Source organism: Pseudomonas sp. FW305-3-2-15-E-TSA4, from assembly GCF_058787295.1.
In genome coordinates this window covers 419499-433050 of the sequence record NZ_JBYSZP010000002.1, presented here as the reverse complement: position 1 = coordinate 433050, position 13552 = coordinate 419499, and the positions used below count along the sequence as shown (strand labels likewise).

Here is a 13552-nt window from a genome sequence, read left to right as displayed (position 1 = left end):
CGCCGCAGTAGTCTCGGTAAACTCCCGGCACTTTCATTGGGAACTGAAAACATGACCGAAGACACCATCAAACGCCGGGCCCGTGGTCTGGACCGGGCGTTCGATATCCTCGACTTCCTCAAGGAGATCGGCCAGCCGCTGCGTCCGAACGACATCGCCAATGGCATCGGCAGCCCGAAATCCACGGTCTACGAACTGGTGGCGTCGCTGCTGGAACGACGGATTCTGGAGCCGGTGGGCAAGGACGGTCACGTCTATCTCGGACGTCAGTTGTACTTTCTCGGGCAGGCGCATCTGCGCCATTTCGACCTCAGCCGCGAGGCCGATCACGCCTTGCAGGAGATCGTCAGCCAGACCCGGGAAACCGCGCAGATGTGCCTGCTCAACGGGCGCAAATACACCGTGGCACTGATGAAGGAAGGCGAGCGGCATTTCCGCATTTCGTCCGACATCGGCGAAAACGCGCCGATCCCGTGGACTGCGTCCGGGCGCTTGCTGCTGGCGCATTTGAGCGACCAGCAGATCATCGACCTGATCGACGAGGACGACTACATCCTGCCCGATGGCGAGCGCCTGCCGCTGGAACGCTTTCTGGCGGAGATCCGCCAGGCTGGCATCGACGGTTTCTTCTCCTTCGACAGCGTGGCCGACACCTTCACCCATTGCTTCGCCGCGCCGGTCAAAGACCCCAGCGGCGTGGCCATTTGCACCCTGTGCATCGTCGCCCCACGGGCCGATGCGAAAAACAATTACGACGACTATCGCCGGGTGCTGATCGAGAGCGCCAACAGCCTCGCCCGGCGCATCAACGAATAACCGCGGCTGTTTGCGGCCGCGACTGAATGCGAGGAGTTTGACCATGACGACTGCCATCAATACCGCTGTGGAAAAGGGCGACGCCGCCATCGGTGCGCACCTTGTGCGCGACGTCAGCCTGCCAGCGCTGGTGCTGCACCGCGAGGCGCTGGAGCACAACATTCGCTGGATGCAGAAGTTCGTCAGCGACAGCGGCGCCGAGCTCGCGCCCCACGGCAAAACCAGCATGACCCCGGCGCTGTTCCAGCGTCAGCTCGATGCCGGAGCGTGGGGCATCACCCTCGCCAGCGCCACCCAGACTCGCGCCGCATACGCCCACGGTGTACGCCGGGTGTTGATGGCCAACCAACTGGTCGGCACGCCGAACATGGCGCTGATCGCCGATCTGCTGGCAGACCCGGATTTCGATTTCTACTGCATGGTCGATCACCCGGACAACGTCGCCGATCTCGGCGCCTACTTCGCCTCGCGCGGAGTGAAGTTGAATGTGATGATCGAGTACGGCGTGGTCGGTGGCCGTTGCGGTTGCCGCAGCGAGCAGGAAGTCATCGCGCTGGCCCAGGCGATCAACGCGCAACCGGCGCTGGCTCTGACCGGCATCGAGGGTTACGAAGGGGTGATCCATGGCGATCACGCGGTTAGCGGCATTCGTGAATTCGCCGCGTCGCTGGTGCGCCTGGCGGTGCAGTTGCAGGACAGCGGCGCGTTTGCCATTGCCAAGCCGATCATCACCGCCTCGGGTTCGGCGTGGTACGACCTGATCGCCGAGTCGTTCGAAGCGCAGAACGCCAGCGGACGCTTCCTCAGCGTGCTGCGCCCGGGCAGTTATGTCGCCCACGATCATGGCATCTACAAGGAAGCGCAGTGTTGCGTGCTGGATCGTCGTAGCGATCTGCACGAAGGATTGCGCCCGGCGCTGGAAGTCTGGGCCCACGTGCAATCGCTGCCGGAGCCGGGTTTTGCGGTGATCGCCCTCGGCAAACGCGATGTGGCATTCGATGCCGGCCTGCCGGTGCCATTGCTGCGTTACAAGGCCGGTGTATTGCCAGCGGTGGGCGACGATGTCGGCGCGTGCAAGGTGACGGCGGTGATGGACCAGCATGCGTTCATGAGCGTGGCGCCGGGGGTTGAGTTGCGGGTGGGCGACATCATTTCCTTCGGCACCTCGCACCCGTGCCTGACGTTCGACAAGTGGCGGGTGGGGTTGCTGGTGGATGAGCAGTTGGCGGTGGTCGAGAGCATGGAGACCTGCTTCTAAGGTTTCAGACCGAGTCGCGCCCATCGCGAGCAGGCTCACTCCTACAGGGGAACGCATTCCAATTGTAGGAGTGAGCCTGCTCGCGATGAGGGCCGCCCAAACACCGATGATTATCCAGAGACACCTCCCAATGACCAGCCTCAGCCCCCTGGGCCCGAACACCCCGCGCATCGCCCTGATCGGCGAATGCATGATCGAACTCCAGCACCGCGCCGATGGCAGCCTGCAGCAAAGCTTCGGCGGCGATACCTTGAACACCGCGGTGTACCTGTCCCGCGCCCTCGGCGACAAAGCCCAGGTCGATTACGTCACCGCGCTCGGCGACGACAGCTTCAGCGATGCCATGTGCCAGAGTTGGGCCGATGAAGGCATTGGCCTGGATCTCGTGCAGCGTCTGCCCGGTCGCTTGCCCGGCCTGTACTGCATCCAGACCGACGCCAACGGCGAGCGGCGTTTCCTCTACTGGCGCAATGAAGCGGCGGTGCGCGATTGCTTCACCACCCCGGCGGCGGAGCCGATTCTGGCGGCGCTGCCGGACTACGATGTGCTGTATTTCAGCGGCATCACCCTCGCAGTGTTAGGTGCGAAGGGGCGCGAGCGCTTGATCCAGACCCTGATCGAAGCCCGCCAGCGCGATGCGCGGATCGTCTTCGACAACAATTATCGGCCACGCTTGTGGGCCTCACCGGAAGAGGCGCGGGCGGCCTATCGCGGCGTGTTGCCGCATGTCGATCTGGCGTTGCTGACCGTGGATGACGAGCAGGCGCTGTTCCATTTTGCCGATTGCGACGCAGTGTTCGAGGCGTACGCGCAGATCGGCACGCCGGAAGTGGTGCTCAAGCGCGGCGCCGAGGCGTGTCTGATTCGTTGTGATGGCGAGGCGTTCGAAGTGCCGGCGCAGCAGGTCGACAAGGTGGTGGATACGACGGCGGCGGGGGATTCGTTCAGTGCGGCGTATCTGGCCAGGCGTTTGCTGGGTGGCAGTCCGGTCGAGGCGGCTGAGGCGGGGCATTGGCTGGCGAGTCGGGTGATTCAGGTGCCGGGGGCATTGATTCCCAGGTAAGCGGTGGATGGCCGCTTGCTGCGCAATCGGTTCGCGGGCAAGCCCGCTCCCACAGGGGGCCGCATTCCAGACTGTGGGAGCGAGCTTGCTCGCGAAGAGGCCCTAAGGCCAAGCACTCAATCGCGGAAAAACACCTGCACCAGGTGATAGCCGAACTTGCTCTTGATAGGCCCGTGCACCGTGCGCAGCGGCTTCTTGAAGATCACCGCATCGATCGCGCCGACCATCTGCCCCGGCCGCACTTCACCCAGATCACCGCCGCGTTTGCCGGACGGGCAGGTCGAGTATTTCTTCGCCAGCACATCGAACGCTTCGCCCTTGGCAATGCGTTGCTTGAGTTGTTCGGCCTCTTCGGCGGTTTTCACCAGAATGTGGCGGGCTTGGGCTTTCATCGTGCGATACCTGTAACGGGGTGACGGCGGGGCGCGGGATTATGCCTCAAGTGACGGCGTTTGGTTGATCATCTCGCGGATCTTGTTGGCCAGCACTTCAATCGAAAACGGCTTGGCCACCATGTCCATGCCATCCTCGAGAAAGCCCTGACGCTCGGCGGCTTTCTGCGCGTAACCGGTCATGAACAGCACCTTCAGCCCCGGACGATGCTGGCGGGCGATTTCCGCCAGTTGCCGGCCATTCATCCCTGGTAGTCCAACGTCGGTCACCAGCAGATCCACACGCAGCTCCGATTCCAGCAGCGGCAGGGCGGCGCTGGCATCGGCGGCTTCGTGGGCGAGGTAACCCAGCTCCTTGAGCAGATCGAGCACCAGCATGCGCACTGCCGGGTCATCTTCAACCACCACCACGGTTTCGCCACAGGTGGCCGTCGGCGCCGCACTGAGGGTTTCCACGACTGGCCGTTCGGGTTCCAGCAGGTTCAGACGCGGCAAGTACAAGCGCACACAAGTGCCCTGATTCGGCAGACTGTCGAGGCTGACATGCCCGCCCGACTGCTGGGCGAAGCCATAAATCATCGACAGTCCGAGCCCGGTACCCTGGCCGATCGGTTTGGTGGTGAAGAACGGATCGAACGCCTTGGCCCGTACCGACGGCGTCATGCCGGTGCCGTTGTCGCTGACCGCCAGCATCAGGTAGTCGCCGGCCTTGACCGGTTCGAGGGTGGTGATGTCGTTGCCGTCGAGGTAGACATTAGCGGTTTCGATCAGCAACTCGCCGCCATCGGGCATGGCGTCGCGGGCGTTGATCACCAGGTTGAGCAAAGCATTTTCCAGTTGGCTGACGTCGGTGCTGATCGGCCAGACATCGTCGGCCAGGCGCAGCATGAGTTCGATCGGGTCGCCCTTGGTGCGGCGGATCAAATCTTCCAGCGAATGAATCAGTTCGTTGACGTTGAGGGTCTTGCGGTCCAGCGATTGCCGGCGCGAGAACGCCAGCAGCCGATGGGTCAGCGCCGCCGCTCGGTTGGCCGACGACACCGCCGCTTCGGTGAAACGGCCGATTTCATCGGCGCGGCCGTCGGCGATGTAGCGTTGCATCAGGTCGAGGCTGCCGATGATTCCAGTGAGCATGTTGTTGAAGTCGTGGGCGATACCGCCGGTGAGCTGGCCGACCGCTTCCATTTTCTGCGCATGGCGCAACGCATCTTCGGCGCGCTCACGTTCGAACATCTCGTTCTGCAGACGCTGATTGGCCTGAGCCAGTTGTTCGGTGCGGGCGCTGACCCGCTCTTCGAGGGTTTCATTGAGATTGCGCAGGGCTTCTTCGGTCTTCTTCCGTTCGGATTCGTCGATCACGAAAATATAAAAACCGTTGACTGAGCCGTCGGCGCCGTGGCGCGGGAGGTAATTCATCAGCGCATGGCGGTTGCTGCCGTCGCGATGCGGGGTATACAGGCTGAACGAGCAGGGCCGCCCGGCCAGGGCCTCGGCAATATAGGGCGCGCGCAGGAAGTAGGCTTCTTCGCCGATCACTTCGCGAATGGTGCGGCCATACAGTTCCTGCGGCGTGAGGCCGTACCAGTCCAGATACGCCGCGTTGTTCAGGCGAAAGCGCTCTTCGTGGTCGACATAGCTGATGAGGATCGGCATTGCATTGATGATCAGCTGCAATTCCGTCTGGCTCTGGCGCAGCGCCTGCTCGGTGTGCTTGCGCTCGGTCAGATCCAGCGCGGCGCCGAGGAAGCGCACTGGTCTCCCGTGGTGATCCTTGTAACAGCGGCCACGGGCAAACACCCAACGCAGCTCGCCGTCGGCTTTCAGCAGGCGATATTCCTCGGCGTACTCGGTGCCGTGGGTGATGCAATGCTTGATACTGCGGGCGATCAGGGCGCGGTCTTCGGGGTGCACGCCTTGCAGGTAGTCGCTGATCGGTAGCTGGCTGGCGTGGGCCGGATCAATGCCGTGCAACTGGGCGAAATGCGCGTCGGCAATGAAACGGTCTTCGCCGATGTCCCAATCCCAGGTGCCAACCGCATCGGTGGCGGCCAGCGCCAGTTGCAGGCGTTCTTCAGTGTCGCGCTGAGCCTTGAGACTTTCTTCGGAGCGGCGTTGCAGTTCGAGGGCGATGCGCCGGCGTTCGTTGGTTTCGATGGCCGTCACCAGGATCCCGGCCACTTGCGTGTTTTCATCGCGGATGGGGCTGTAGGTCAGGTCCAGCCAGAAGTCGGACTCTACGCCTCCGCGTTGCAGGGTAAATCGCCGCTCGCTGTAGGTGCGCATCTGGCCTTGTAGGACGGCTCGATAAATCGGGTCGGTAAAGTCTTGAAGTTCCGGCCATATAAGGTGCGCCGGCTGTCCGAAAGCGTGCGGATGCTTGCTCCCGGCGAGCATTGCAAAGCCATTGTTGTAGATCTGCGTGAGCTGCGGCCCCCACAACAGCAGCATCGGCATCGGTGAGTGAATCACGATGTCCACCGCGGTGCGCAGGCTTTGCGGCCAGGTGCCAGAAGCGCCCAACGGCGTGCGGCTCCAGTCGGTACGGGCGATCAGGGCTTGGGCGTCATCGGGGGAGGGTGCTGCGTTCATCAAATGTATCCTGAGCGTCGGTCAGTGCGTTGGCATCTACTATTCTTGCACTTGCGGTAGACGCTGTATGACCCGTTACGTCACGACAGCGGGTCATTTCTGTTCATTGAATGCTTCGCGGGTGCTTATTGCCATGGAAATCGATGCACTGTTGCTCCGTCTGTCGAGCCAGCACGGCTCTGACCTGTTCCTGTCCACGGGAGCGCCACCCAGTGCGCGCATCGATGGCGTGCTGACGCCGTTCAGCGAGCGGCCGTTCAAGCCCGGCGAGGTCGAGACCATCGCCAACTCCCTGATGGACGCCGAGCAACGGCGCGAGTTCGATCGGGATCTGGAAATGAACCTGGCGATTTCCCGTACGGGCATCGGGCGTTTTCGGGTGAACGTCTTCAAGCAACGCAATGATGTGTCAATCGTGATCCGCAACGTCAAACTCGATATCCCGCGCTTCGAAGACCTGAAACTGCCGCCGGTATTGCTGGAAACGGTGATGCTCAAACAGGGGCTGATCCTGTTCGTTGGCGCCACCGACTCCGGTAAATCCACCTCGCTGGCCGCGCTGATCGATCACCGCAATCGCCACAGCAGCGGGCACATCATCACCATCGAAGACCCGGTGGAGTATATCCATCGACACCAGCGCTCGATCATCAATCAACGCGAAGTCGGCGTCGATACCCGCAGTTTCCATGCGGCGCTGAAAAACACCCTGCGCCAGGCCCCGGACGTAGTGCTGATCGGCGAGATCCGTGACCGCGAAACCATGGAGCATGCGCTGACATTTGCCGACACCGGGCACCTCGTGCTGTCGACGCTGCATGCGCACAACGCCAATCAGGCGCTGGACCGTATCGTCAATCTGTTCCCCGAAGAGCGCCGCCCGCAGCTATTGCATGCACTGGGCAACAATCTCAAGGCGTTCGTCTCGCAACGGCTGGTGCGCACTGTGGACGGCCAGCGCCGGGCGGCGGTCGAAGTGATGCTCGGCACCCCGACCATCGCCGACCTGATCCGCCGCAACGAGTTGGGCGAACTCAAAGGCATCATGGAGAAGTCCGGCGAGGCCGGCATGCAGACGTTCGACGCGGCGCTGTACGGGCTGGTGGTGGAGGGCGTGATCAGTGAGGACGAAGCGCTCAAGCATGCCGATTCGCAGAACAATCTGCGCCTGCGTTTGAAACTGCACACCGAGGCGGGCCCGGCGCCCGCACCCACAACATCAGGCGATTGGGGCCTGATGGATTAACACCCCACCCCTGTGGGAGCGGGCTTGCTCGCGAAAGCGGTGTATCAGTCACATTGTTATCGACTGACAGATTGCCTTCGCGAGCAAGCCCGTTCCCACAAGGGGATGGCGTGCTAATCCGACAGCTCCGGGCGATTGCGGAACTGCTCCAAGGCCTCGGGATTGGCCAGCGCATCGGTATTTTTCACCGGCTCACCGTGCACCACATTACGCACCGTGAGTTCCACCACCTTGCCGCTGATGGTGCGCGGAATATCGGTCACCGCGACGATCTTCGCCGGCACGTGGCGCGGTGTGGTGTTGGCGCGGATCACCTGGCGGATCTGTTGTTGCAGGTGGTCATCCAGCGTCACGCCATCCTGCAGACGGACAAACAGCACTACGCGCACATCGTCTTGCCATTGCTGTCCGATCGCCACGCTGTCCAGCACCTGCGGGACTTTCTCGACCTGACGATAGATTTCCGCCGTGCCGATGCGCACGCCGCCGGGGTTGAGCACGGCGTCGGAGCGGCCGTGGATCAGCATCCCGCCGTGGGGCAATTGCTCGGCGTAGTCACCCTGGGCCCAGACACCGGGGAACAGGCTGAAATAGGATTTGCGCAGTTTTGCACCGTCAGGGTCATGCCACAGCCCGACGGGCATCGCCGGGAAGTGCCGGGTGCAGACCAGCTCGCCTTTTTCGCCGATCACGGCAACGCCGGCGTCGTTCCACACTTCAACAGCCATGCCCAGGCTCTTGCCCATGATTTCGCCGCGGCGCACCGCCGACAGCGGGTTGCCGTTGACGAAGCACGACACCACATCGGTGCCGCCGGACATCGACGCCAGGCACACATCGCGCTTGAAGTCGCGGTAGACGAAGTCATAGCTCTGTGGCGACAGCGCGGAGCCGGTGCAGAGCAAGGTCTTCAGGCTGCTCAGATCGTGGCTTTGCGCAGGCTTGATGCCGCTGCTTTCCAGTGTTGCGAGAAACTTGGGGCTGGTGCCGAACACGCTGATGCGCTCATCGTCGATCAGATCGAGCAAGCGTTGGTTATCCGGGTGAAACGGCGAGCCGTCATACAGCACCACCGCGCTGCCGACCGCGAGGGCCGAGACCAGCCAGTTCCACATCATCCAGCCGCAAGTGGTGTAGTAGAACAACCGGTCACCGGGGCCGAGATCGACGTGCAGGCCATGCTCCTTGGCATGCTGCAGCAGCACGCCGCCGGTGCTGTGCACGATGCATTTCGGCACGCCGGTGGTGCCGCTGGAATACAACACGTACAACGGGTGATTGAACGGCACCGGGACAAACCGCGGTTCGCCGCCGGGTTGGTAGAAATCGTCCCACAACGTCACGTTGGCGTGGGTTTGGTAATCCTCGGCACGGGCCTGCGCACGAGCATAGGGCACGATAATCAACTGCTGCAGCGACGGCAGTTGCGCGAGGATTTCGTTGATCTTGGTGGTCTGGTCGATGTCTTTGCCGGCGTAACGGTAGCCGGCGCAGGTGATCAACACTTTGGGTTCGATCTGGCCGAAACGGTCGATCACGCCGTGGGTGCCGAAGTCCGGCGACGAGCACGACCAGATCGCCCCGAGGCTGGTGGTCGCGAGCATCGCCACCAGAGTCTGCCAGGTGTTGGGCATGCACGCGGCCACGCGGTCGCCGAGGCCGACACCGGCGGCTTGCAGGCTGGCCTGAAAACCGGCGACGTGCTCGGCCAGTTCGGCCCAGGTCAGCTGTTCGCGCTGACCGTTTTCCGCCACGGCGATCACTGCAACGGCATCGTCACGACGGCGCAGCAGGTGTTCTGCAAAGTTCAGGGTCGCGCCGGGAAACCATTCGGCACTGGGCATCTGCGCGCCTTCACGCAGGACGGCGTCGGGCTGGGTGTGAAAGCGGATGTCGAAGAAATCGACGACCGCCTGCCAGAACGCTTCGCGCTGTTCCACGCTCCAGCGGTGCAGGTCGGTGTAGCTGCTCAGCGCCAGGCCATGGCGCTGATTGATGTCGCGGCGGAACTGATCCATGCGCGATTGGGCGATACGCTCGGCGTCGGGTTGCCAGAGGAGGTCGGACATTGGTTTGCCTCTTGTTGTGTTGTTCATGACACATCACTTGTAGGAGTGAGCCTGCTCGCGATAGCGGAATTACATTCAACATTGATGTTGGCTGATACACCGCTTTCGCGAGCAGGCTCGCTCCCACAGGGGCGCAGCATTACTGCGCCAACCAGCCTCCATCAATATTCCACGCCGCCCCGCGCACCTGGCTGCCAGCCTCGCTGCATAGAAACAACACCAATTCCCCAAGATGCTGCGGCGTGACGAACTCCAGCGACGGTTGTTTCTCCGCCAGCAAATCATGCTGCGCCTGCTGCGGATCAACGCCTTTGGCGGCGCGATCATCGATCTGTTTCTGCACCAGCGGCGTCAGCACCCAGCCCGGGCAGATCGCGTTGCAGGTCACATTACTGGTAGCCGTTTCGAGCCCGACCACTTTGGTCAAACCGATCACTCCATGCTTGGCCGCGACATACGCGGCTTTACCGGTCGAACCCACCTGACCATGCACCGAGGCAATATTGACGATTCGTCCCCAACCCTTGGCGCGCATGCCCGGCAGGCTCAGGCGGGTGCTGTGGAACACCGATGACAGGTTGATCGCGATGATCGAGTCCCAGCGCTCTACCGGGAACTCCTCCACGGCCGCCACGTGCTGAATCCCGGCGTTGTTGACCAGAATGTCGACGCCGCCGAATTCGCGTTCGGCGTAAGCGATCATGTCGGCAATCTGCGCCGGATCGCTGACGTCCGCCGGATGATGACCGACCTTGCCGCCGAACTGGCCGACTTCGGCGATCACGCTCGAGGCATCACCGAAACCGTTGAGAATCAGGTTGGCGCCGGCCTTGGCCAGGCTCAGGGCGATGCCCAGACCGATGCCGCTGGTGGAACCGGTAACCAGTGCGGTCTTGCCCGAAAGAGTCGTCATGAATACCTCACACAATGCCAGTGGCGTAGAAAGTGCCGATCACTACGAAGACCGCCAGGGTCTTGATCAGCGTAATACAGAAAATGTCTTTATAGGCCTCGCGGTGGGTCAGGCCAGTGACCGCCAGCAGGGTGATCACCGCGCCGTTGTGCGGCAGGGTGTCCATGCCGCCGCTGGCCATCGCGGCCACGCGGTGCAGCACTTCCAGCGGAATGTTCGCCGCGTGCGCCGCCGCGATGAATTGCTCGGACATCGCCGCCAGAGCAATGCTCATGCCGCCCGACGCCGAACCGGTGATACCCGCCAGCAGGGTCACGGTGATCGCTTCGTTGACCAGCGGATTGGGGATTTGCTTGAGCCAGTCGGCCAGTACCAGAAAGCCCGGCAACGAAGCGATTACCGCACCGAAACCGTATTCCGAGGCGGTGTTCATCGCCGCCAGCAGTGCGCCGCTGACCGCGCTTTTGCTGCCTTCGGCGAGTTTGCTGCGGATCGCCTTGAAGCCGAACACCAACACCATCAGGATGCCGATCAGCAATGCCGCCTGCACCGCCCAGATTGCGGTGAGCTTGGCGATTTCCGTGGTCACCGGCGTGGCCATCCCCGGCAACGCGAGGCTGTGGGTCTTGCCGTACCACTGCGGAATCCACTGGGTGAACAGCAGGTTCATGATGCCCACCGCCAGCAGCGGCGACAGGGCGATCCATGGGTTCGGCAGTTTCAGGTCTTCGGCGGTTTCCGGCTCGTTACGCAGCTCGGTGCCGTAACCTTCGCCAGCACGCTGGGCCTTGTTGCGTTGGCGCTGCAGGAACAACATGCCGGCGCAGAACACGAAAATCGTGCCGATCACCCCCAGCCACGGCGCGGCCCACGCGGTGGTGTTGAAAAAAGTGCTGGGGATGATGTTCTGAATCTGCGGCGTGCCGGGCAGGGCATCCATGGTGAACGAGAATGCGCCGAGGGCAATGGTTGCCGGGATCAGGCGCTTGGGAATGTTGCTCTGGCGGAACATTTCCGCGGCAAATGGATACACCGCAAACACCACCACGAACAACGACACGCCGCCGTAAGTGAGCAGGGCGCAGACCAGCACGATCACCAGCATCGCCTGACGCGTGCCGAGCAAGCGAATCGCTGCGGCCACGATCGAACGGGAGAACCCCGACAATTCGATCAACTTGCCAAACACGGCACCGAGCAGGAACACCGGGAAATACAGTTTGATGAAACCGACCATTTTCTCCATGAACACCCCGGTGAAGGCAGGCGCGACGGCGGAAGGGTCAGTGAGCAGGACAGCGCCGAGGGCGGCAATCGGGGCGAAGAGAATGACGCTGTAGCCACGGTAGGCGGCGAGCATCAGCAGCGCGAGGGCTGCCAAGGCAATGATCACACTCATGGAGTGTCTCCAAAGATTGTTATTTTTGTGGGTGAAGCGGGTGCAGGAGAGGCTTTAGCGAGATCTGTGCCAGATATTCAAATCATTGAAATGTAAGGGTTTTATAGGTTTAAGCGTGTTGAGAGTTGAAGGGTTGTCTCCTTCTGGAGATTTTTGTTGAGAGGGCTGACGCCTTCGCGAGCAAGCCCGCTCCCACATTTGGAATGCGTATCCCCTGTGGGAGCGGGCTTGCTCACGAAGCTTTTGCTGTTGTCTTTTATTGGAGACTCAGGTCTCTTTATTGAGACTCGGTGATGCCCAAGGCCAGCATCTTCTTGTACAGCGTCGAGCGTCCCAGTCCCAGTCGAGCCGCCGCCTCCGGCACTTTGCCCGCACATTGCGCGAGGGCGGACTGGATCAACTGCCGGTCAAACCGCTGCCGTGCCTCGGCGAAAGTCTCATCCGCCAACGGCTCTCGCGTCGACACCGACGGGCGCTCAACCGGGGTAAAGGTGCCGATGGCCGCGCGAATATCCTCTTCGGTGAGGATCAGGTCATCGCTGAGCAGCGCCGCGCGCTCCAGCACGTTGCGCAATTCGCGGATGTTGCCCGGCCACGCATGTTGCCCGAGCAGATCCAGCGCTGCGCGACTCAGTTCATGCTGGCTACGCAACTCTTCAAGGATCGCCTCGCTGAGCGCCGGCAAATCGTCGAGACGCTCGCGCAGCGGCGGAACCTGGATCGGCAGCACGTTAAGTCGGTAATACAGGTCGGCGCGGAATTCACCGCGCTTGATCGCGGCTTGCAGATCGGTCGAAGTCGCCGCGATCACTCGCACATCGCTCTGAATCACGTCGTTGGAGCCAACCGGTTCGAACTCCTTTTCCTGCAGCACCCGCAGCAGTTTGCTCTGCAGCGGCAACGGCATGTCGCCGATCTCATCGAGAAACAGCGTACCGCCCTGAGCGATCTGCAATTTGCCGGTACGACCCTTGCGGTCGGCGCCGGTAAACGCACCGGGCGCAGTGCCGAAAAACTCGGCTTCCAGCAGCGCTTCGGGAATCGCCGCACTGTTGATGCTGACGAAGGCTTTGTGCGCCCGGGGCGAAGCGCTGTGAATCGCCTGGGCCAGCAACTCCTTGCCGGTGCCGGTTTCGCCGAGCAACAACACGGGTGAATCGGTGCTCGCACTGCGGCGGGCACGGCGTTTGACTTCGAGGCTGGCGCTGCTGGTGCCGATGAAATGGGCGAAGTTGTATTTGGTCTGCCGCGCCCGCAGCAGCGAGCGGGTCGAGGCGAGTTCTTCCTGCATGCTCAGGTAGCGCTTGAGCATCGGCGACAGGCTGCGCAATTCATCGAACAGGGCAAAACCGATGGCGCCGATCACCGCCCCGGCATCGTCGTGGATCGGCAGACGCATCACCACCAGCGGCTCTTTCGGTGTGTCCTGCATGTCCAGCAGGATCGGCCGGCCGGTGCGCACTACTTCACGCAGCAGGCTGCCGGGGATCACGCTTTCGCAGGGTTTGCCGATGGCTTTTTTCGCCGACTCAAGACCAAAACGCCGCGCATAGCGCTCGTTCATCCAGACGATGTTTGCATCACGATCGACAATCACCGTGCCTTCGCTGGACTGCTCGATGATCTCGAACAGCGAGCGGATCGCCAGCGTGCGCACGCGTTGGTAGTCCTTGAGGCTTTCGGTGGTGTTCATCTGGAAGATCCTGGATGTGTTTCGGCTGTGGCGACGCCATCGCGAGCAGGCTCACTCCTACATTTGAAATGCGTTCCACTGTAGGAGTGAGCCTGCTCGCGATAGATGCTACTC

The 13552-nt window shown here is 62.1% G+C and carries 10 protein-coding genes; 4 read left to right on the top strand and 6 right to left on the bottom strand.

Annotated elements, in window-relative coordinates; genetic code table 11:
• The first annotated feature begins 51 nt into the window (after window positions 1-51).
• The 3 genes from AC3WMV_RS04370 to AC3WMV_RS04360 all read left to right on the top strand — a co-directional run bounded on the left by AC3WMV_RS04370 (window position 52) and on the right by AC3WMV_RS04360 (window position 3137).
• A complete protein-coding gene (locus AC3WMV_RS04370; RefSeq protein ID WP_027612656.1) occupies window positions 52-816 on the top strand; it encodes an IclR family transcriptional regulator in 765 nt (254 codons plus the stop codon).
• 43 nt (window positions 817-859) lie between these two features.
• Complete coding sequence (locus tag AC3WMV_RS04365) at window positions 860-2074, top strand: amino acid deaminase (RefSeq protein WP_096797667.1); 1215 nt, start codon at window positions 860-862, stop codon at window positions 2072-2074.
• A gap of 130 nt (window positions 2075-2204) precedes the next feature.
• Window positions 2205-3137, top strand: a complete 933-nt coding sequence (locus AC3WMV_RS04360; protein ID WP_103366948.1) for a sugar kinase — start codon at window positions 2205-2207, stop codon at window positions 3135-3137.
• Between the two features lie 116 nt (window positions 3138-3253).
• Here AC3WMV_RS04360 and AC3WMV_RS04355 read toward each other — a convergent pair whose 3' ends face one another.
• Window positions 3254-3529, bottom strand: a complete 276-nt coding sequence (locus AC3WMV_RS04355; RefSeq protein WP_003225447.1) for a peptidylprolyl isomerase — start codon at window positions 3527-3529, stop codon at window positions 3254-3256.
• Between the two features lie 39 nt (window positions 3530-3568).
• The gene (locus tag AC3WMV_RS04350) at window positions 3569-6118 is read right to left on the bottom strand and encodes a PAS domain-containing hybrid sensor histidine kinase/response regulator (RefSeq protein ID WP_103366949.1); all 2550 of its coding nucleotides are present in this window, start codon (window positions 6116-6118) and stop codon (window positions 3569-3571) included.
• Between the two features lie 133 nt (window positions 6119-6251).
• Between AC3WMV_RS04350 and AC3WMV_RS04345 the strand changes: the two genes are divergently transcribed.
• Window positions 6252-7364 (top strand): PilT/PilU family type 4a pilus ATPase, encoded by a 1113-nt coding sequence (locus AC3WMV_RS04345; RefSeq protein ID WP_103366950.1) that lies wholly within the window; start codon window positions 6252-6254, stop codon window positions 7362-7364.
• Window positions 7365-7477: 113 nt separating this feature from the next.
• Here AC3WMV_RS04345 and AC3WMV_RS04340 read toward each other — a convergent pair whose 3' ends face one another.
• The 4 genes from AC3WMV_RS04340 to AC3WMV_RS04325 form a co-directional block, all read right to left on the bottom strand.
• Window positions 7478-9433 (bottom strand): acetoacetate--CoA ligase, encoded by a 1956-nt coding sequence (locus AC3WMV_RS04340; RefSeq protein WP_103366951.1) that lies wholly within the window; start codon window positions 9431-9433, stop codon window positions 7478-7480.
• Between the two features lie 139 nt (window positions 9434-9572).
• Window positions 9573-10346, bottom strand: coding sequence for a 3-hydroxybutyrate dehydrogenase (gene hbdH, locus AC3WMV_RS04335; protein WP_047294787.1), 774 nt, complete (start codon window positions 10344-10346; stop codon window positions 9573-9575).
• 7 nt (window positions 10347-10353) lie between these two features.
• The gene (locus AC3WMV_RS04330; protein WP_027612663.1) at window positions 10354-11745 is read right to left on the bottom strand and encodes a GntP family permease; all 1392 of its coding nucleotides are present in this window, start codon (window positions 11743-11745) and stop codon (window positions 10354-10356) included.
• Between the two features lie 277 nt (window positions 11746-12022).
• Entirely contained in the window at window positions 12023-13438 is a 1416-nt protein-coding gene (locus tag AC3WMV_RS04325; RefSeq protein WP_027612664.1) for a sigma-54 interaction domain-containing protein, read from the bottom strand.
• Between the last annotated feature and the right edge of the window lie 114 nt (window positions 13439-13552).